A 19953-nucleotide genomic window follows, 5' to 3' on the forward strand; every position below is an offset into this window, starting at 1 on the left:
ACAGGCAGCATCATCGTAATGGGAGCATGGAGAGGATAGAATGAAAAAAATCTGATGGCTAACTGATGGACGACTTGCTCAACGTATCGCGCACAATCTGCTCGAGGCGATCAAGTGGAAACGGCTTCGGCAGATAATAATCGATGCGTTGCTCACGCGCGCGCCGTTCAAGCTCAGGGGTTGCATAAGCGGTGATCATCACAATACTGGTATCGGGGGAAGTTTCTTTGATAGCTGCGGCCAGTTGTAAGCCGTTCATGCCCGGCATATTATAATCGGTAATGACAAGGGGTACCCGGCGCAACGCAATTTGAGCCAGTGCATCAGCGCCACTATTGACGGTAATAATATCGTAGCCACCGGTCAAATCTCGCATTAAGCGGTGCAAAATGATGAGAATATCGGGCTCATCCTCAACCAGAATGATGGCAGGATTGCGACCGGAAAAATCGGACATAAGAAAAACTCCTTAACCGTCAGCAACTGCTGATGCCTGCTAAAAGCACGATGCCAATGCCTTTGCAAGGGTAGGGGTATTGTATCACAGGCCAGCATGACCGGCAAGCACTGATGGTATTATATAGCCGGCCCTGATTATCATGCTCCCGCCTTACCCCTCGCCACGGGGTTATTTGAAAAAAGATCCAAACCCGTATGAACCAGTTACCCGGCATCTTTCTCAATGTGCTTGCCCCGGTCTTTTTGCTTGTTTTGCTTGGGTATCTTACCGGCCCCAAACTTCAACTCGAAGCCCGCACCCTCTCGCGATTCGCCTACTTCATCTTGACGCCAGCTTTTGTATTTTACGTGCTCAGTCAAACCCGGATCGAAGCCGGCCTGGCCGGACGTATGATCGGTTTCATTACCATCGTCTACATCGGCTCGATCATCATTGCCTGGCTGATGGCGCGCTTGCTCAAACGCAGCCCGGCAATGACAGCCGCGTATGTGATGATTGCCGCGTTTGGCAATGTTGGCAATTTTGGCCTGCCGATCATTCAGTTTGCAGAAGGGCCGGCAGCGCTTGGGGCAGCAACCGTCTACTTCCTGGCCAACCTGGTGCTTGCTTTCATTGTTTGCGTCGGAGCAGCCAACTTCAGTCGCGGTTTCAGCATTGGGATGGCAATACAGGTCTTTCGCACTCCAGCGCTACTGGCGCTCCCGCCGGCGCTGCTGTTCAACTGGCTCAACATCACACTACCGCCGGTCGTGATGCGCCCGCTAGAACTGCTGTCAGGAGCGCTCATTCCCACTATGTTGATCGTCTTGGGCGCGCAACTCGCTGCCGCCGGCCTCCCGCGCATTAACGGTGATCTCTTAATTGCCAGCGCAATTCGACTGATCAGCGGGCCAATTCTGGCCTTTAGCACCGCTGGATGGTTTGCCCTGCCATCGCTTGAGCGAAACGTTGGCATTTTGCAGGCCAGCATGCCAACCGCAGTGCTGGTGAGCATCATCGCAATGGAAAACGATCTCTTGCCTGAATTTGTCACTGCGACCGTCTTATTCTCAAACCTGGCCAGCATCGTGACCCTGGCGATCGTGCTGGTGTTTCTCTAGCTACGTTTCTAACAACAAAATACTGGCTTATCAAATGTTTTACACACAATAAATTAGAGATTTGTGTAGCTATTAAACCGGCAATTATGCTCGCTATCCGAAAGCAAGCGGCAGGTTTCCGAAAGGCACACCTGTTTTCGGCTGCGTTCAGTTAGAGCAATCATCTGGTTAATCCATTGTTTGCATCATTTCACCAGATCGTTTATAATTAATATACCGATCTTTACAGTTCAGATTGCCCAGGAGCAAAACATGAAACGACGGGAGTTTCTTCGTGGCGCTGCCGCTGGCGTTCTTGGCGGCCTTGGTCTAACACTGGCCGCGTGTGGTCAACCACCAGCCGTTACCAATCCACCCACTACTGCTCCGGCCCAACCGACTGCCGCAGGTGGCGAGCAACCGACCGCTGCGGCAACTTCAGCGCCGGCGCCCACTGCGCAAGCACCGGCGCAAGGCTCGTCAATGCCGGCCATCGAGTGGCGCATGGGCACGAGCTGGCCTATCTCGCTCGACACCATTTACGGTGGCGCAACAGTGCTGGCTGAGCGCGTGGCTGAATTGTCGAACGGCATGTTTAAGATCACCACTTTCCCCGCTGGTGAACTCTTCCCCGGTCTCGAAGTGTTGCAAAATGTCTCGCAGGGCACTGTCGAGTCGGGCCATACCGCACTCTACTACTACGTCGGTCTTGATCCGGCGTGGGCCTTCGCCACATCGCTGCCCTTCGGTCTCACGGCACAGCAACAGAATGCCTGGCTCTACCACGGCGGTGGCGAACAGGCCATCAACAAGCTCGGCGAAAACTTTGGCGTGATCAGCTTTGCCGCCGGCAATACCGGCACCCAGATGGGTGGCTGGTTCCGCCGTGAGATTAACACTGTCGCCGACTTGCAAGGCCTCAAGATGCGCATCCCCGGTCTCGGCGCGCAAGTCTTGTCGCGGATCGGCGTGGTTACTCAAACACTGCCTGGCGGTGAAATTTTCCAGGCCCTCTCGACCGGCGCTATCGACGCCGCGGAATGGGTCGGCGCTTACGATGACGAAAAGCTTGGCTTGCCGGATGCGGCTGAATTCTACTACGCTCCCGGCTGGTGGGAACCAGGCCCCTCGTTGCACGCTGTTTTCAACCTTGAGGCATGGAACAGGCTGCCGAAGGAGTATCAGAACTTCATCCGCGTCGCGGCTTGGGAATCGAATATGAACATGCTCGCCAAGTACGACGCGCTGAATAATGATGCGCTCGAGCGGATCGTCGCCAAGGGCAAGAAGCTGCGTTCGTACAGCGACGAGATCTTGAACGCTGCGCAGAAGGCGTCCTTTGAGCTGTATGCTGAGTACGAAAACCAGTCACCGGCGTTCAAAGAGATCTTCCCAGGCTGGAATAGCTTCCGCCAGAAGATCCAGCGCTGGCACCAGACGAACGAACTGCCGTTCAACAACTTTGTGAAGAACAATCCGATCTGATAGCGGCCACTAGCGCCAGACCGGGGAGCGAAGCAGTTAGCTTCGCTCCCCGGTTTTTATTGTGTGAGCGTAAGGCCTTAATCTCAGGACTCGCCGTTGAGCGTCACCTGTAAACGCGAAGAGAAACCTCCCGCCGGACATCGAGCGGGAGGTCTCGTGATTTTTAACTTCAGATCAAGTACCGAAAGAGATAGCCGGCAGATAGAGTGCGAGCTGCGGGAAGAAGATCAAAATGACGACGATCATCAATTGAATAGCGATAAACGGTATGACACCGCGATAGATGTCTCCGGTTGTAATGCCGGGTGGCGCGACGCCGCGCAGATAGAAGAGCGCAAAACCAAACGGCGGCGTCAGGAAGGAGGTTTGCAGGTTTGCGCCCAGCAGCACGCCAAACCAGATCAGATCAAAGCCGAGCGCCTTAGCCACCGGCACGAAGAGCGGAATAACGATAAAGCAGATCTCAAAGAAGTCGATAAAGAAGCCAAGGAAGAAGACGATCAGCATGCTGATGATCAGGAAGCCCCAGGCGCCACCGGGCAGATTGGTCATTAAGTCGAAGACAAACTTGTCACCGCTGAGAGCGCGGAAGACCAGGGCAAACGCTGTCGATCCGATCAGAATGAAGAGCACCATCGTGGTGGCGCGCATAGTGGCATCGCAGACGGCAACAAAGTTCTTCCAGTTCAACCGGCGATTGGCCAGCGCCAGCAACGTTGCGCCGAGCGCGCCCACAGCGCCGGCTTCTGTTGCCGTTGCAATGCCGAAGAAGATTGACCCTAACACGGCAACAATCAGGACGAGTGGCGGCACCATCACTTTGGCCACGCGCAACGCCAGCGCCTGGCCGGTCATCGAACGGGCTGACAATGGCAGGGCAGGCGCCATCTCCGGTTTCAGCAGCGCAACCATCCAGCAGTAGAAGGCTAACGCTGCCGCCAGCAGCAGGCCGGGGATCAATGAACCGAGAAAGAGCCGACCTACCGAGACACCGATCTGATCACCCAATACGACCAACACCACTGACGGCGGAATAATCTGACCGAGCGTACCAGCGGCGCAAATCACGCCACAGGCCAGCTCTTTGTTATAGCCGTAGCGGAGCATAATCGGGAGCGAGATCAGGCCCATCGCGACCACCGTTGCCGCAACCACACCGGTCGTTGCCGCCAGCAGAGCGCCCACAACCACCACGGAAATGGCCAGACCGCCGCGCACCGGACCGAACAGAACACCCATTGTATCGAGCAGATCTTCGGCGAGACCCGATTTTTCCAGCATTGAGCCGAGGAAGATGAAGTAGGGAATGGCGAGCAGGGTGTAATTGGACATGACGTTAAAGATGCGCGACGGCAGAGCGCGGATAATAATTGGATCGAAGATGCCAAGTGAAACGCCAATGATACCAAAGACAATCGCCGTCGCGCCGAGCGAAAATGCCACCGGGTAGCCGATGCCAAGGATGACCAGCGCCCCGAGAAACATCATGGGTCCGAGCCACTCGTACATGGAGCCTCCAAAATTTTATAGTTTAGTCTCGCTTGCTTCTTCGAGTTGCGCAACCTTGAGCACGCCTCGGAATGCGGCATAATACTTGATTGCTTCAGAAATACCCTGAATGATCAGAAGGATTGGGCTAACGATGAGAAACGTCTTGATCACATAGCGCGGCAAACCGCCAGGATCAGGTGAACCTTCGCGAATACGCCATGATTGTTCCACATACGGCAATCCGAAGTAGATGAGCAATCCACAAAAGGGGATCAGGAATAAGATTGTGCCAAGTAGATTGACCAGCGCTTTGCGCTTTTCAGAGTAATTGCTGTAGAAGACATCAACGCGCACATGCTCGTTATGCTTTAACGCATAGGCAGCGCCGAGCAGAAAGATCAATGAGAAGATATACCATTGAGCTTCAATGTAGAAGTTGGAACCTAGCGTGCGCCCAATTGCGCGACCGACATAGCGATTGGCGACATTCCAGACCCCAACTGCCACTACGATTGGCACAAGAAAATAGGCCAGTCTCCCTACCCATTCAGTGAAGGTGTCAATTGCCCGAGAAATACGCAACAATGCCTGCACGTAGCCACCTTCCTTCCCTTTCCCAGCGTGAGACACAACAGACCAGAAGCAGCAAGTTGAATATACAACCGCTGTGATAGCAGTCTAACGGGAGATGTGTGAGATCTCAATATTATGGGATTATGCAACTTTATAGCTTCAATGGTACACGGAATCAGGCGACTTGTCAAAAACGGCAATGTAACAGAATGATCACACGATAAAAATACGAGCAGAGTGACGACCAGGATCACTCTGCCCGCGAAGATAACTCGACTGATATCCAATGGGCGCTCTCGTCACCGCAACACGATGCAGATGACGCTATTCGTGTGTTGCGCCCCATTTTTCTGGCGTGCGCCAGAGACTCGACAAGATGAGATCGCGCACCGATAACAACTCTTTGGGCAAGCGGTCGTAGAGCTTGATGAACAGTTCTTCGTGCAGCAAGATCTCTTGCTGCCATTCGGATACGTCGCACTCCATCACCTGATCAAACTTATCGGGACTGAAATCAAGCCCACGCCAGTCGAGATCTTCGTAGCGCGGCACCCAGCCGATCGGCGTCTCGACACTAACCGCCTGACCATGAGCGCGTTCGATGACCCATTTCAACACGCGCAGGTTCTCGCCAAAACCGGGCCAGATGAACTTGCCGTTTTCGTCTTTGCGGAACCAGTTGACGCTAAAGATGCGCGGTGGATTCTTGAGGCGACGCCCGAAGCTGAGCCAGTGATTGAAATAGTCGGCCATGTGGTAGCCGATGAACGGCAGCATGGCAAACGGATCGCGGCGCACCACCCCTTGCTGGCCCATTGCTGCCGCCGTTGTCTCAGATCCCATCGTCGCCGCCAGATAGACGCCGTAAGTCCAGTTGAATGCCTGATAGACCAGGGGCACGGTACGACTGCGCCGCCCGCCGAAGATAAATGCTTCAATCGGCACACCGTTCGGATTTTCCCACTCAGGGTCGATGGCCGGATTCTGGTAGGCCGGCGCGGTGAAACGGGCATTAGGATGCGCTGCCAGTCGGCCACAGCCAGGTGTCCAATCACGACCTTGCCAGTCGATCAGGTGAGCAGGCGGCTCGTCAGTCATGCCTTCCCACCAGACATCGCCATCGTCGGTCAAGGCAACATTGGTGAAGATGCTGTTTGCCCGGCAACTCTCCATCGCATTGGGATTGGTCTTGTACGACGTGCCAGGCGCAACGCCGAAGTAGCCAGCCTCAGGGTTGATAGCGTACAGCTTACCATCAGCGCCTGGCTTGATCCAGGCAATATCGTCGCCAACGGTCGTGATCTCCCAGCCTTCCTGCTTGAACGGATCAGGCGGAATCAACATGGCAAAATTGGTTTTGCCGCAAGCCGAAGGGAAGGCAGCCGCTACATACGTCTTGCGACCAGATGGTTCTTTGACTCCCAAGATGAGCATGTGTTCGGCCAGCCACCCCGCCTGACGCGCCATAACCGAGGCGATCCGCAAGGCAAAACACTTCTTGCCAAGCAGGGCATTGCCACCGTAGCCGGAACCAAAACTCCAGATTGCGCGCTCTTCGGGGAAGTGAACGATATATTTGGTTGGATTGCAAGGCCACGGCACATCAGGCTGACCAGGCTCAAGTGGCGTGCCGACACTGTGCAGACACGGAATGTATTCGCCATCTTCACCCAATACGTCGTAAATCTTCGTCGAAACGCGGGTCATGATGTGCATGTTGACGACTACGTAGGGCGAGTCGGTGAGTTCGATGCCGATGTGAGCAATCGGCGACCCTATCGGCCCCATGCTGAAAGGAATAACATACAACACCCGACCGCGCATACTACCCTTGAACAGCTTCAGCAGGATCTCCTTCATCTCTTTCGGCGCCATCCAGTTATTGGTGGGGCCGGCATCGTCTTTCGAGATGCTACAAATAAAGGTGCGATCTTCAACGCGAGCAACATCTGAGGGATCCGAGCGGGCAAGAAAGCTGTTGGGGCGAAGTTTGGGGTTGAGACGAATAAACGTTCCGGTTTCAACCATCTGATTGCAGAGTGCATCGTATTCGGCCTGCGTTCCATCACAAAAATGAACTCGCTCCGGTTCACAGAGGTTGACAATCTCTTCGATCCACTCGCGAAGCTGACGGTGCCGAATGTATGCAGGAAACTGCATGGCCTCCTCCCTCTCTCCTATACTATAACCACAACTGGAGATAATAGCTGTGACGCTTTGAACAAGGTCGATCATAGCATAGAACAGAAATCAATGCAGATATGAAACTGTAGACTTTCTGGAACAGTTGCGCAACTAACGAAGGTGGCCGGCCAGAGGGCAGGACGAATGCGATAGTGGGTCACGAGACTTCGGTAATAGTGGGGCATCAGCGGTTCTTTGCGCTTGCTCTGTTGCCCTGTGGTATACTGATATGCCTGCATCATGCAGCAAACCGTATCAAGATGAGGAGTGTTGCAATTTATGGAAACCGCTCTGTACATCGCCATTCTGGTTATTAGCGTCGTTATGAGCGTACTGGTGATCTTGCAGTCGCGTGGTGGCGGCCTTAACCGTGATACCAGCTCGATCTATCGCACGCGCCGCGGGATTGAAAAGACACTTTACCAGGCGACCATTGTGCTAGGGGTCAGCTTCCTTCTGCTGGCGCTGATCACCAGTCTGCCGATCTTCGATTAGGGTATGGCGCGACGTATTCGCTGGCAAATTGCCATTGCGCTCACAGGCATCGGGATTATTGTTATCTTGTTTGGCCGGCTGGCCGCATTGAGCGCTTCGACTAACAATCCGGCCAGTGGTGGCGTCTACCGTGAAGCTATTGTTGGCACGCCGGTTTTGCCAATCCCGTTGCTCAATGATCCAATTGCCGATCCCGCCGGTCGAGCATTGATCAGTCTTTTGTTTGAAGGATTAATGCGGATTGGCATTGACGGGTTGATCGAGCCGGCTCTGGCCGAAGGCTACACGGTCGATGCTACGGGTGAAATCTACACCTTTACGTTACGATCTGGCCTGCGCTGGCACGATGGCATGCCGTTGACAGCCGATGATGTGGTTTTCACCCTGCGCACACTCCAGGAGCTGGAAAACGCCGGCGAGCCGGCAGTAGCCAGTTTCTGGCGCGCGACGTTGATCGAGCGGGTTGATATTCGCACCGTGCGCTTTACCCTGGCCGGTCCGCTGGCATCGTTTCCCGCGCTGACACGAGTGCCAATTCTGCCGGCCCATCTGCTACGCGACCGCTCACCTGCCGAATGGGCCACGAGCGAATTTGCCAGCCGGTTGATCGGGAGTGGTCCGTTTCGCCTGGCTGAACTTCGCGACGATATGGCTATTCTGACCGCCAACCCGACATACTACAATGGCCGACCGTTTCTCGATCAAATTGAATTACAGTTCTTTGCCACCCCCGAAGCGGCCATTGCGGCTTTGTCGCGCGGCGAAGTGATGGGCTTTGCGGAACGCTGGGGCAGTAACCTGCGCGCGCTTGACCTGCCGGGTGAGGAACAGCGGATCATCTTGCCGGTTGATGAATACTCGTTGCTTACCTTTAACCTGCGCCTGCCACTTTTGCAAGAGATCCCGCTTCGCCGCGCCCTGGCGCTTGGCCTTCATCGCGACGACTTGATCGAAACAACGCTCAATGGTCTGGCCCAACCGATTGACACGCCGCTCTTGCCCGGCACATGGGCCGATAACCCGGCAATTCGCCGCCTGCCTGCCGATCCGGTCGCAGCCGCCGAGCGACTGGCTGAGATCGACTTTGAACCGGGAAGTGATGGCATTCGTCGGCGGGGAGCGCAACGCCTCAGTTTGACATTACTGGTCGATCAGGATGAGCGTCGGCTGGCCGTTGCCAGAGCGGTTGCCGAACAGTGGCAGGCAATTGGGGTTGAGGTGATCGTTGAGTCGGTTGATAGCGCAACGCTGAACGAGCGTTTGCGGGCAGGCGATTTCATGACAGCAATCCATACCTGGACGCGCATCGGCCCTGATCCAGATCCCTATAGCCTGTGGCATTCGAGTCAGGCTAATGGCGGACTGAATTACGCCGGACTCGACGATAGTCGAATCGATGCGCTCCTGGAGCAGGCGCGAGCTGAACCAGAACTGGTAGCGCGGGCTGAACTCTATCATGCGTTCCAGCAGCGCTGGATCGAGCTGACGCCAGCGATAACCCTCTATCAGCCGTTGTATGTGATTGTCAGCACCGCTAGCGTGCAGGGTCGCGCGTTTGCCAACCCCGATTTTGCCAATCAGACACTGTTCGGCGCTGAAGATCGCTTCCGGGATGTGAATCGCTGGTTTGTCAATAGTTTCCGCCGGATTGAAGGTGATTTACCCTAGGTTACGCACATAAACCGGCTCAGACAACCCCATCCGGCTGAACATCAGCGCACAACCCGCAGATCGAACAGTGGTCCATCGACACATCGCCGTTGCCGGCCCTGGCGCGTCTCGATCTGGCACGCCTGACAGACACCCAAACCGCATGGCAACGGCCCGGTCATAATCACATGGGCAAAACCGTCCTCCCAGCGCAGTCGCGCCGCGCGTACCGCCGCGATGGCCTGGCCGATCAGATGCGATGGCAAACCAAATACTACCTGGTCGGCCCATTGCAAGGCATGGCGCGGCGCAGGCGCTGTGATGAGTTCGAATAGGCCTTTCTCGCCGTCGGTACTGGAGAGCATTTCAACAGTCGCCGGCAAAAGGAAGGGTGGCGGCAGGAAACCCGCTTCACCAGCCAAAGCCAGCGTTACGCTGCGGCGGTCGGCTGTGCGCCGGGCCAGGAAGAGCAAGGCCGGCAGCGCAGATCCAACACCGGCCAGCAAGAGCGTTTGTGTCGTCGGCGCTGGCGTAAAGATCGCACACGATGGCATGCATAGCTCGACTGTAGCGCCAACCGGTAGATCAATCATCCACATACCGGATGGATCACGCGGATCGATCAGCAGCTCTACCGTACCGGTTGTGGGATCGGCTCCGGCCAGAAACAGAGCCGGCCACAAGAGCGGATCCAGGCTAACCCAGGAGCGGAACAAGACAAACTGGCCGGGTTGCGCCGCGCGAGCCAGTTCCGGCGCAGCGAGCGCAACCCAGATGAGATGTTCAAAGCGGCGTCGTTCACGAACTGCTGCGGTATAATAGAGTTGCATGCGATTCTTTTCTTTCCATTTTCGACAATCTACTTGCGCAGATCAAATTCGCGCCTCGGTTTGAGTGACCTGGTCAGACTTCTATCCCCAACCGAGAGGTTTAGGTTGACACACCACGATTGCCTTGCTTTCAACCTGGCGCTTTCCTCAATCATATGTCATCGTCTGTGACCAACGCATCATCGTTGATGTCCTGGCTGACCGATCCACTGGCTCCATCTGGCAAGATGAGCCATTTGCGGCGCGGTGAGGTTCTGCTCTTGCTCGCTGGACTGGCATGTTACCTCTATACGCGCTTTGCTGGTTTGACCGCTTTCCCGATCTACTTCTTCTGCGATGAAGCCATTCACGGTGTATTGGCCCGTGATCTGGTTGCCAATGGCTTTCGTAGCAGCGATGGCGTCTGGCTGCCGCCCTACTTTCGCAACGCAGAAAAGTGGAACCTGAGCCTCAGCGTGTATGTCCATGCAATTAGTATTTTACTGTTTGGTTTTGATCACTCAGTCTGGCAAACCCGCGCCACCTCGGTGATTGCCGGCTTACTGGCGCCGCTTGGTGTAGCCGCACTGCTGCGGTTTGGCTACAACAATCGGCACTGGTGGCTGGGCATTTTTGTGCTCAGCGCAATGCCGGCATGGTTTCTTCACTCACGCACCGCGTTTGAAACGGCGCTGATGGTGGCATGTTACGCCGGCTTTCTGGCTACGTATGCGTTCTACCGCTATTATGACGACCGCTGGATCGTGGCAGTCATCCTGTTTGGCGCTGCAACCTTCTACAGCTATGCCAATGGGCAGGGGGTGATGCTGGTTAGCGGTGTCATGCTCCTGGCAATCGATGCGCGCTACCATTTCAGTCGTCCGCCCCAACGCTTGTGGACGGCGCTGGCCGTGCTGGCTATCGTCCTGACGCCGCTGCTCCGCTTTCGCTGGCTCCATCCCGACGCGACGGTCGAACATCTCCGCGCGCTCAACTCATACTGGCTACAACCGCTGCCACTCAGTGAGAAAATTCGGCGGTTTCTTGAAATCTATGCCCAAGGGTTGGATCCGCGTTACTGGTTCTGGCCTAACACTATCGATCTTGACCGCCATCGGTTTCCCGATAGCGGCCATCTTCCCCTGTTCCTACTCCCATTTGTGCTGATCGGCCTGGGCGTCTGTCTCTGGCACTGGCGCGAATCGATCTATCGCTTGCCGATTGTCGCTCTGCTGGCAGCGCCGTTTAGCAGCGCTCTGGTCGGGATTGCCATCACGCGCGCGCTGGCGATGGTTATTCCGGCAACGGTGCTGACCGTGATCGGAATCAGTGTTCTGATCGAACGATTGCCGCTCTCGTGGCAACGATTGCTAAGCATTTTGTCAGGGGGCGTGCTGGTCATGAGCAGTTTGACGATGACGCAAACAGCGTTACTTGCCGGACCGCTTTGGTTCCGCGATTACGGTCTCAACGGCATGCAGTATGGCGCCCAAACGCTCTTTGGTGAGGTCATACCAACGCTCCTTGAACGTGATCCGCATATCATCGCGCGCGTATCGCCAACGTGGGCCAACAACCCCAATAGCTTTGCCGATTTCTTCCTCAACCCGGCGCAGCGCCGTCGCATCGAATTTGTGAACATTGACGCCTATCAATACAGCCGTCGCGATCTCGACCCACAGCGTGATGTCTTCATTATGACCGCTGCCGAATATGACCGCGCGCTTCAGAGCGCGAAGTTCATTATCGCGCCGCCTGAACAGATCATCTGGTACCCTGATGGACAACCAGGTTTCTACATTACTCGAATGGAATACGTTGCCAATATTGACGAGCTGATGGCTGCCGAACGCGCGGCGCGTATGGCGCTGGTGGAAGAATTCGTGACGCTTGACAGGCAGGAGCTGGTTGTTGCTCATTCACAATTCGACATCGGCAGCGTGATCGACCTCTTTGACGGCAATCTGGCAACGTTAGCGCGCGGCTTTGAGGCCAACCCGCTGGTGATCGAGTTACGTTTCGCCAATCCACAGTCAGTCAATACGATTGAATTGACTGTAGGGACGATGGATTTCGACCTGACCGTAACGGTTACGACACCTGAGGGGGAAGAGAGGGTTTTCAATCAACAATACCGGGGTCTATCTCGCGATCCAACGGTAACCTTCGACCTGCCCGCGCCGTTGAATGCTGCTAAATTACGGCTGGACATCTTACAGATAGGTGTCGGCGAACCTGCTCATGTGCATGTGCGCGAAGTGACATGGCGTTGAGATAGCGCAGAAGTGGCTCGCTGCTATAGATAACACTCTACCGGACGCGCAGACTATCAGCAATTATCTTCGCCCGGCGCAGATCGGCAACCAGTGCGCTGGCCAGCGCTACCGCGCGCGCGCCGGCAGCGAGCATTGCCCGCGCGTGCTCTGGAGTTGCAACACCACCCATGCCGATAACCGGCGCATCGACGGCAGCAGCAACCGCAGCTACTAACCGGAGCGCAAAGGGGAAGATGGCCGGACCACCCAACCGGCCATATACGAAACCGCCGTCAGCCTGGGGCATACACGCCGGCAAACCACCAATCAGAGCAATCGCATCGGCGCCGGCGTTGAGACTGGCCTGAGCTACTGCTATTGGATCGGGTAATTCGCCCGGCAGACGGACAATCAATGGGAGCAACGTTGCCCGTCGCACTGCGGCAACCTGACGGGCAGCTTCATGAGCATTGAGCGCAGGCAGAGCCAGCTCGAAGCCGGCAATTCCCGCTGTATCGGCAAGTGTCTCGGCAACAATGGGAGCATCGGCGCCGGCAATGCTCACCAGCACCGGCACCCGATACGTTGCCCAGCGCGAGACCAACCGTTCCCGTACCTGTTTGAGACCCAGACTTGCCCCCCCATGGTGGTAAAGCGCACCGGCGGGGGTTGGCAGGAATTGGGGCTGACCACGTTTTCCGGCAACCGTCACTGTTTGACTGATAATTGCACCCAGACCATGATCAGAGGCCGACTGCGCGAGACCCAACCAGCGCGCCACACCCACCACATCACCGAGGCTGCCGGCAGCGGCAATGACCGGGGTAGCGATGGTCAGAGTATGGGGATTATGAGGAGCCAGATCAAGCATCAAATTGTCTCAGCTATAAAGCTCCTGGGATGGCCGTTTCATAGAGCGCCATACCCTAGCTCGGCTAGCGCCCGCCGCGCTTCACCTTCCTCATCCCAAGGTAGCGAATGGTCGGCGTAGATGATGCTACCTTCGTGACCTTTCCCCAACAACAGCACCAGATCGCCGGGTCGGGCAGCGGCAAATGCGGCTCTGATTGCCTGAGCGCGGTCGGGAATGCAGAGATAGCCACTGCCCGCTCGCTTGCCCGCCTGCTCGGCGCCAGCAGCAATCTGGGCAATGATTGCCTCACGATCTTCACCGCGCGGATCTTCATCGGTTAACACCAGCAAATCACACATGCGACCGGCAATTTCACCCTGTATCGCGCGTTTGGCCACATCTCGCTCGCCAGCGCTGCCAAAAACCGCGATCATGCGTCCTTGCACCTGCGGACGCAGCATAGCAAAGATCTGGGTGAATGAGTCGGGATTGTGGGCATAATCAACGATGACATCGAAGGGCTGACCGGCGTGAACAGGCACCATACGACCGCGCGGCGCGCGGACGCCGGCAACGGCAGCCGCAACCTGATCGAGCGAGACACCCTGTGTGAGCGCCACCGTGACAGCAGCCAGCACATTACTCGCGTTAAAGCGTCCCGGCAACGGCACCGCCATTTCGGCAGCACCCCACGGGGTATCGACTTGCAACAGGCTCCCTGTCGGCCCACTGCGCAGCAACTGACCACGCACTTCAGCCGGTTCTTGCAAGCCGTAGCGCAGACGTATCGCCGTCGCTGGCGCAGCGCTTAGAAAGTGAGAATGATTGGGATCGTCGGCATTCACAATGGCCCAGGTCGAACCTTCACGCTCGGCGAGCAGCGCAAAGAGTTGACATTTATCGGCGCGGTACTGCTCAAACGAACCGTGATAATCGAGGTGTTCGTGGCCGATATTGAGCATCACCGCAACCGCGAACGCACAACCAACCAGACGCCCCCAACGCGGCGAAAGCGCATGCGATGTCGCTTCGATAACTGCCGTATCGCAACCGGCAGTTACCATCTCGCGGAGCAGCGCCTGCACTTCCGGCGCTTCTGGAGTGCTTTGGCGGGTGTCGTTTGCCCAGCGCCGCGTTCCGATCTGAAAATCGACGGTGCTGATCATGCCAACATTGCGGCCAGCGGCAGCAAGGAGTTGGGTGGTCAGATCGGTGGTCGTGCTCTTGCCTTTTGTGCCGGTGATGCCAATCGTGATCATTTCCCGCCCTGGATGACCATAGAAGGCAGCCGCCAGTGGAGCAAGCGCCACCCGGCTGTCGGCCACTACTACAACGGGCACGTCGGCAGGCGCAGAACCATGCCAGTGGCGCTGATCGACGACAAGCGCCACTGCGCCGCGAGCAAGCGCCTGATCGATGAACTGGTGACCGTCGCTGTGCTGACCACGGATGGCAACGAAGAGGCTACCAGGTTCGACTCGACGTGAGTCGTAAGTAAGTGAATGGATAGGAACGGCGGGATCACCAATCAGATGATGAATGATCACACCGGGCAGAAGTTCAGCAAGTGGTTTGGTCATATCTCATCTGACCTCCAGGGCAGTAGCGAACCGGCAGGTATCAGGAATGGAACAGATTACCGGCACGAGGGTCGTTGCATTTCGTATCAGCCGGCCAGTTTACGCTTCGCCAGCGGGTAGAGTGGCGGCAGTAAGACCAGATCAAATGCGGGCGCAAAACGAACGACACGACCACCGAAACCCTTCTTGAAGCGGTACACACCGATCAACGGATCGCGCTGCGCTGCCTCTTCAAGCGCAGCGCGGAGCGAATCATCGGTAGACAAGGCAGCTTGCCCTAGCGCGTCGGGAATGCCCCACAGATCATAGCCGATGCAACCCAATCCACGCGCCCAGCGCAACGCATGCCATTCGAGCAGATGGTTGGCGCCACTGCGCAAGCCATCCGCAGTTGCGCCACTGTAGAGGTAGCGACCGTAGCGCGAATCGGCAAAGACAAGATGGGCAGCCACCGGCACACCATTCAGTTCCGCCATCAAGAGACGGGCACGCGGTTGATGCAGACGCCACGCCGCAGCATAATACTCAGCGCTATGGATACCAAAGTCTGCCCGCGCGCCGGTTGCCTGCATGATAGCGAAAAATACCGGCAGGTCAGTTTCATCACCGGCACGGACTGTCACCCCAATCCGCTCGGCGCGTCGGATGTCGGCGCGATGACCTTTTGAGCAGGCAGCAAACAATGCCTCTTCATCTGGTTGAAGATCGACCAGAATGGTGCTCCGCGGTTGAATGGTCTCGGCAACCGGTAGACGGTGACGGCTGAGCCAATCGATCAAAGTATCAGTTTCAGGATCGCCGACAAGCAGATTCGGTTCCATGCGAATCAGCACGGCGGCCATTTGCCAGCCCAAACGGCGCAAGGCGCGCAACAGGAGCGCATCAACTGCCGGATCGCCGGCAAAGAGCGGACCGCGCGGCGTGTACCCAAAGGCCAGTCCATAGTAGCGGCGGAAGAGCACCTGAGCGCCGGCCACGATATGACCGGCGGAATCGAACACGGCAAGGCGTCGGCAGCTCCAGCCAAACAGCGCTTTGAGCAATCCCCAGGGGCTGGCCTGCAACAAATTGCCTTGTGGATGGTTAGCCACAAATGCGTCCCACTGAGCGGAAACAGGCTCAGCGACACGCCAGGAACTGCTCATACGCGCACCCATAACCGTTCCGCGTAGCGCATCGTTGGCAACGCCACCCGCGCAGCATACTCGGTCACCGCTACCGGCATAGCTGCCGCTCCCCCAAAGAGGACGCCCAACTGACTGCTATACGCCGCGATTGCTGAAATCTTGATTGTCAACAGCGACTCGTCAAGCGGAACATAGCGCGGAGTATAGCATTCACGTCCAACCATTCCCAGGCGCTGCTCAACAGCATCGGGTTGGCGCGCATAGGGAAAATCTTCATAGTAAGCAACCTGAGCGCCTGTATTGGTCAGGAACGTGGAAGCTGCGGCAAAAACGACCTGATGATCCACGTGCATACCAACCGCCAGGGGCAGATAAAACATAGCGCGCGGAGAGCGCCGGATCAGATCGGCTATCAGATCGGTCACGGTATCGAACAACGGATCCGCAGCGAATGGTGCGGCGAACAAGCTCGCCTCATCAGCGTAGACCGCCGGCAGGCGATAGATTGCATCAAGCGCTGACCCCAACAGGGCATCGGCGCCAAGAGCGCTCAGCGCCGCTGCATCTTCGGCGCGCCGATGCGCAACTACTGCTCCTGGTGGCAAAGCCCAACGTTCATGGAGTGATTGCGCAAACGGGCTAAACTGCGTATCTGGTGACGGACTACCGCTACAAACATTCACAACCAGCACCGATTCGCCAGTTGCGATTGCGCGCGCAATCAGGCCACCACAGGAAAGCGCCGCATCATCGAGATGCGGCGACAACACGATATGACGATAGCCGCCAGGCAAGGCCGTGGCCTGTTCGGTGATAAGGGGCATACATCCTCAGAGCGTATCAAGATCGAGTTCGGCGAGAGCATCCTGAGCCGCCTGCGCGCGCGCTTCATCGCGAGAACGAGCCAGGCGCGTGAGAATGCGGCGGGCATCTGGCCCACCGACCTGACCAAGCGCCCAGATTGCAGCCAGGGCAATCTCAGTATCATCGTCGTTTACCAACGGCAACAGCGATGGCAACAAGGCGCGCCCATCTTCCCCCAGTTCACCGACAGCGCGCGCAGCCTCGTAACGCAATGCCGGTGATGGACTCTGCAACTCTCGTTCGATGTAGGGAAACCAGCTCGGTCGCATCGAACGACCCATTGCCAGCACCGCACTTTCGCGCATTAGAATGTCGTCCATACTGTACGCGCGCCCTATAGCGGCCTGCGCTTCGCGCGAACCGGCAAAGTAGCCCAGCGCCTCGATTGCCCGTCGCCGAACTTCGAGCGGTTGTTCTGGATCATCGGCTGCATCGAGGAGTGCTGCATGCAAGCGTTGGCTGGCGCTATGAGCCAGCTCGCCAATTTCGGCGCGGTAGGCAAACCGGGCTAGGCTTAACAAAGCAGCCGCTCGCACTTCGCCAGCCGGATCATGGATCATCTTAATGAGACGATCCATCATCTGTTCGTGATCATCTTCCCACAAACCCTCAATTGCCAGCACCCGGATCTGAGGATCCTGATCGGCCAGGCAGGCCCGAAAAATGGGCCGGAAGTCAAGCCGAATCTGCTCCTCGGCCATTTCGGCCAGCAAATGCATGATATGACGCCGCCGATCAAGGCTAAACCGCTGCCATTGTTCCCAAAAAATGTAGACACTTTCCGGGCCAAGGTTTGCCAGCAGCTTCAAATCAACCCGCTTTGGCGCTGACTCAGCGGTATCAAGTTGGGCAACACGCTCAGCAAAACTCAGAGTCATGGAAAATCCTCACGTAGGACGCGAGAGGATAGCGGCGACGCGAGGAATCGGCGCCGCCGCCCAATACATTACTCATCTTCGTCGATGTAGCGACCGCTCCGACGGCGCAACGTTGGCTGTATCGGCAACTCTTCGTCTTCTCCCGACTCATCAGCCGCTGCCTCCATCGGGGGTGGCGTGAACAGATAGAAGCCATCGGCGGCAGGATCGGCTGTTATAGACGGATTACTCTCGATCAACGACTGTAAAAACGTCCGCGATGCCGGACGCAACACGTTGTAGGCAACAAAGATATCATCAAACGACACGCGGTAGGTCGGTTGATCGCGGCTACCACTACGCTCACCCATTGTTTCACAGACGTGCTCGAGGATCATCTCGGCTTTGCGCCGTTCGTTCATTGAGAATGCTTTAAGATTGCGCAGCTTACCGTAACGATTCTGATCGGGCAAGAGGTCAGCGTCAACGGCGCAATAGAAGGTCAGGTTTGCAAACGCAAACTTGTTCTTCTTCTCGTCAAAGGTGAGCAGGCGTTCCGTTGTCTCGCTGGCTTCTTCGTAGCTGATGGTAAAGACGTGGACTGCTTCGCTACGGCTAATCGTGATGAGCGCGCCAGGCACAAGATGCTCGTGGAAGAAATCTTCCAATCCTTGCAGCCAGCCACCACGATTACCGGTTGGATAACGCACTTCTACCAGATAGGTACTGAAATGCTGCGGCGACTCAAAGCGCAACACGGCGCTGCGCTGATCCGGGAAGAGCGGGGCAGGCAACAACGCCGACAGCGCTGCATCGAGCGGCAACACACCATATTCCCACTCGAAAAACGTGAGCAAGCGTGTCACGCTGCCACTATTTACAATCGACTCGGCGCTCTGATCGGCGAGGCTATCGTCAAACCCTTCAAGCAGATACGCAGTCAACTGCCCCATCTCTGCCGCTTTCACCCGCTTCGAGCCAATTGCCGGCAAACCTTTGGTTGACCAGATATTGGCGCCTTCGACGCCGACGTACTCAAAATCCTTCTCGCGCGAGAGCCGATAATTGAGTGAAAAGCGAAACCCTTCGTAATCAGATTGGCGCGGATTATGGTAGTAGAGATCGGCAATGATCTCAGTATCAAGCAGTGGTTCGTTGCGTTCGAGAATATAATCGCGAATCTTGCGCAGGTCATTCTTGCCAAAGCTAACCAGACTCGCTTCAGGATAATGCAGCCGACCAAAGCTCACGATCCGACGCAATGGATCTCGCTCGAGCTGTTCGGCCAGAATCCGCTCCAGAGTCGGGCCGTATTCGGCAACAATCTCGGCTGGCGAACGATGAAGATCGATCTCAATACCATCGACTACCAGCACTGTGCTTCGTTCACCAGATGCAACCGGCGTTACTTCAACCGACTCAACCGGCTCAGAGACTACAGGTTGTTCTTCCTTCCCGGCAACCGATTCAGTAACGACTGTTTCTACCGGCTCGACAGCGCTTGTCGATAGCATTTCGGTAGCAGGCTCCTCGGTGGTAACCGACGCCACAACCGGTTCTCCTTCAACTGACACCGCAGGCTCTTCGGCAGGCGCTGCTTCCACCGCTTTTGCCGCCGCTACCAGGCGAGCCTGCTCAATCCAGTAGTCGGAGATATAGACCGGCTCGACCGTCGTGATTGCAGGACGCGATGTTGAGACCACCACGCTCAAATCATCGATCGGCAATGGCTTATCTGGTTCGTAGAGTCGCTGCTTGAAGGTATGAATATCGGTCGTATCGCGCGGCACATACCGCCCCTGCCGAGAGGTCACAAATACTACCTGACCATTGACCTCTTCGCGGGTAAAACGTTCATCAGCCGCCAGCGCCGCCTCTAACTCAGCACGTATGCTATCGGGGTCGCGCTGAAGCTGCGCCGCAAAAAACTCGACCAGATTGCTTAACGTCTGGCGGATAGGGGCATCAACGGCGAAGAGGATCCCTTGTGCGGTCATCAGCCGCCATACTTCATCAGCCAGCGTTCCCGTTGTGGCGGTCATTCGCTCTCCTCCGTCACCAAGCTGCTCAAGATTTCAAGATACTTCAGCAACAAATCATGCACGTCCTTCGGTTCACCACTTGCTCGCAGCCATTGTAGCAACTGATCGACTGCCGTATCGCCAAAGATGATCGTCTTCGCGTCCATTCA

17 protein-coding genes are annotated in these 19953 nt (G+C 56.4%); 5 read left to right on the forward strand and 12 right to left on the reverse strand.

The features are described from left to right. Nucleotides 1-58: 58 nt before the first annotated feature. A complete protein-coding gene (locus Q0650_RS17365; RefSeq protein ID WP_298821278.1) occupies nt 59-457 on the reverse strand; it encodes a response regulator in 399 nt (132 codons plus the stop codon). Between the two features lie 197 nt (nt 458-654). Between Q0650_RS17365 and Q0650_RS17370 the strand changes: the two genes are divergently transcribed. Both Q0650_RS17370 and Q0650_RS17375 read left to right on the forward strand, forming a co-directional pair. After that, on the forward strand, nt 655-1560 hold the full coding sequence (locus Q0650_RS17370; RefSeq protein WP_298821280.1) for an AEC family transporter: 906 nt from the start codon (nt 655-657) through the stop codon (nt 1558-1560). 252 nt (nt 1561-1812) lie between these two features. Next, complete coding sequence (locus Q0650_RS17375) at nt 1813-3024, forward strand: TRAP transporter substrate-binding protein (RefSeq protein WP_298821282.1); 1212 nt, start codon at nt 1813-1815, stop codon at nt 3022-3024. A gap of 174 nt (nt 3025-3198) precedes the next feature. On the opposite strand, the gene Q0650_RS17380 is transcribed toward Q0650_RS17375, so the two are convergent. The 3 genes from Q0650_RS17380 to Q0650_RS17390 form a co-directional block, all read right to left on the reverse strand. Further along, nucleotides 3199-4533 carry a TRAP transporter large permease subunit gene (locus tag Q0650_RS17380; protein WP_298821284.1) on the reverse strand — a complete coding sequence of 445 codons (1335 nt, stop codon included), beginning with the start codon at nt 4531-4533 and terminating at the stop codon, nt 3199-3201. Nucleotides 4534-4548: 15 nt separating this feature from the next. Then, nucleotides 4549-5109, reverse strand: coding sequence for a TRAP transporter small permease subunit (locus Q0650_RS17385; RefSeq protein WP_298821286.1), 561 nt, complete (start codon nt 5107-5109; stop codon nt 4549-4551). A gap of 303 nt (nt 5110-5412) precedes the next feature. Further along, entirely contained in the window at nt 5413-7248 is a 1836-nt protein-coding gene (locus Q0650_RS17390) for a phosphoenolpyruvate carboxykinase (GTP) (protein WP_298821288.1), read from the reverse strand. Nucleotides 7249-7551: 303 nt separating this feature from the next. Here Q0650_RS17390 and secG point away from each other — a divergent pair, with 303 nt between their 5' ends. Beyond that, the gene (secG, locus tag Q0650_RS17395; protein WP_298821290.1) at nt 7552-7767 is read left to right on the forward strand and encodes a preprotein translocase subunit SecG; all 216 of its coding nucleotides are present in this window, start codon (nt 7552-7554) and stop codon (nt 7765-7767) included. 3 nt (nt 7768-7770) lie between these two features. After that, nucleotides 7771-9435 (forward strand): peptide ABC transporter substrate-binding protein, encoded by a 1665-nt coding sequence (locus Q0650_RS17400; protein WP_298821292.1) that lies wholly within the window; start codon nt 7771-7773, stop codon nt 9433-9435. Between the two features lie 44 nt (nt 9436-9479). Here Q0650_RS17400 and Q0650_RS17405 read toward each other — a convergent pair whose 3' ends face one another. Further along, nucleotides 9480-10247 (reverse strand): hypothetical protein, encoded by a 768-nt coding sequence (locus tag Q0650_RS17405; protein WP_298821294.1) that lies wholly within the window; start codon nt 10245-10247, stop codon nt 9480-9482. A gap of 188 nt (nt 10248-10435) precedes the next feature. Between Q0650_RS17405 and Q0650_RS17410 the strand changes: the two genes are divergently transcribed. Further along, a complete protein-coding gene (locus Q0650_RS17410) occupies nt 10436-12499 on the forward strand; it encodes a glycosyltransferase family 39 protein (protein ID WP_298821296.1) in 2064 nt (687 codons plus the stop codon). A 37-nt stretch (nt 12500-12536) separates the two neighbouring features. Here Q0650_RS17410 and Q0650_RS17415 read toward each other — a convergent pair whose 3' ends face one another. The 7 genes from Q0650_RS17415 to Q0650_RS17445 all read right to left on the reverse strand — a co-directional run bounded on the left by Q0650_RS17415 (nt 12537) and on the right by Q0650_RS17445 (nt 19950). Then, the gene (locus Q0650_RS17415; protein WP_298821298.1) at nt 12537-13352 is read right to left on the reverse strand and encodes a dihydroorotate dehydrogenase; all 816 of its coding nucleotides are present in this window, start codon (nt 13350-13352) and stop codon (nt 12537-12539) included. A gap of 38 nt (nt 13353-13390) precedes the next feature. Beyond that, nucleotides 13391-14914, reverse strand: coding sequence for a UDP-N-acetylmuramoyl-L-alanyl-D-glutamate--2,6-diaminopimelate ligase (locus tag Q0650_RS17420; RefSeq protein ID WP_298821300.1), 1524 nt, complete (start codon nt 14912-14914; stop codon nt 13391-13393). Nucleotides 14915-15000: 86 nt separating this feature from the next. Then, nucleotides 15001-16059 carry a peptidoglycan bridge formation glycyltransferase FemA/FemB family protein gene (locus Q0650_RS17425; protein ID WP_298821304.1) on the reverse strand — a complete coding sequence of 353 codons (1059 nt, stop codon included), beginning with the start codon at nt 16057-16059 and terminating at the stop codon, nt 15001-15003. Beyond that, nucleotides 16056-16865, reverse strand: coding sequence for a PIG-L deacetylase family protein (locus tag Q0650_RS17430; RefSeq protein WP_298821306.1), 810 nt, complete (start codon nt 16863-16865; stop codon nt 16056-16058). The genes Q0650_RS17425 and Q0650_RS17430 overlap by 4 nt, the downstream gene beginning before the upstream one ends. A 6-nt stretch (nt 16866-16871) precedes the next feature. Next, the gene (locus tag Q0650_RS17435; protein ID WP_298821307.1) at nt 16872-17783 is read right to left on the reverse strand and encodes a HEAT repeat domain-containing protein; all 912 of its coding nucleotides are present in this window, start codon (nt 17781-17783) and stop codon (nt 16872-16874) included. A 68-nt stretch (nt 17784-17851) separates the two neighbouring features. Further along, complete coding sequence (locus tag Q0650_RS17440) at nt 17852-19804, reverse strand: hypothetical protein (protein ID WP_298821309.1); 1953 nt, start codon at nt 19802-19804, stop codon at nt 17852-17854. Continuing rightward, nucleotides 19801-19950: a hypothetical protein gene (locus Q0650_RS17445; protein WP_298821310.1), complete on the reverse strand. Its 150-nt coding sequence runs from the start codon at nt 19948-19950 to the stop codon at nt 19801-19803. Before Q0650_RS17445 ends, Q0650_RS17440 begins: the two co-directional genes overlap by 4 nt. Nucleotides 19951-19953: the final 3 nt, after the last annotated feature.

It is taken from the genome of uncultured Chloroflexus sp. (genome assembly GCF_937129525.1).
Classification (GTDB): Bacteria; Chloroflexota; Chloroflexia; order Chloroflexales; family Chloroflexaceae; genus Chloroflexus.

Coding starts and splice junctions, on each gene's coding strand:
- Q0650_RS17430 (WP_298821306.1), bottom strand. CDS start 16,865: ATGCCCCTTATCACCGAACAGGCCACGGCCTTGCCTGGCGGCTATCGT.
- Q0650_RS17375 (WP_298821282.1), top strand. CDS start 1,813: ATGAAACGACGGGAGTTTCTTCGTGGCGCTGCCGCTGGCGTTCTTGGC.
- Q0650_RS17400 (WP_298821292.1), top strand. CDS start 7,771: ATGGCGCGACGTATTCGCTGGCAAATTGCCATTGCGCTCACAGGCATC.
- Q0650_RS17440 (WP_298821309.1), bottom strand. CDS start 19,804: ATGACCGCCACAACGGGAACGCTGGCTGATGAAGTATGGCGGCTGATG.
- Q0650_RS17445 (WP_298821310.1), bottom strand. CDS start 19,950: ATGGACGCGAAGACGATCATCTTTGGCGATACGGCAGTCGATCAGTTG.
- Q0650_RS17380 (WP_298821284.1), bottom strand. CDS start 4,533: ATGTACGAGTGGCTCGGACCCATGATGTTTCTCGGGGCGCTGGTCATC.
- Q0650_RS17420 (WP_298821300.1), bottom strand. CDS start 14,914: ATGACCAAACCACTTGCTGAACTTCTGCCCGGTGTGATCATTCATCAT.
- Q0650_RS17365 (WP_298821278.1), bottom strand. CDS start 457: ATGTCCGATTTTTCCGGTCGCAATCCTGCCATCATTCTGGTTGAGGAT.
- Q0650_RS17435 (WP_298821307.1), bottom strand. CDS start 17,783: ATGACTCTGAGTTTTGCTGAGCGTGTTGCCCAACTTGATACCGCTGAG.
- Q0650_RS17410 (WP_298821296.1), top strand. CDS start 10,436: ATGTCCTGGCTGACCGATCCACTGGCTCCATCTGGCAAGATGAGCCAT.
- Q0650_RS17370 (WP_298821280.1), top strand. CDS start 655: ATGAACCAGTTACCCGGCATCTTTCTCAATGTGCTTGCCCCGGTCTTT.
- Q0650_RS17390 (WP_298821288.1), bottom strand. CDS start 7,248: ATGCAGTTTCCTGCATACATTCGGCACCGTCAGCTTCGCGAGTGGATC.
- secG (WP_298821290.1), top strand. CDS start 7,552: ATGGAAACCGCTCTGTACATCGCCATTCTGGTTATTAGCGTCGTTATG.
- Q0650_RS17425 (WP_298821304.1), bottom strand. CDS start 16,059: ATGAGCAGTTCCTGGCGTGTCGCTGAGCCTGTTTCCGCTCAGTGGGAC.
- Q0650_RS17415 (WP_298821298.1), bottom strand. CDS start 13,352: ATGCTTGATCTGGCTCCTCATAATCCCCATACTCTGACCATCGCTACC.
- Q0650_RS17405 (WP_298821294.1), bottom strand. CDS start 10,247: ATGCAACTCTATTATACCGCAGCAGTTCGTGAACGACGCCGCTTTGAA.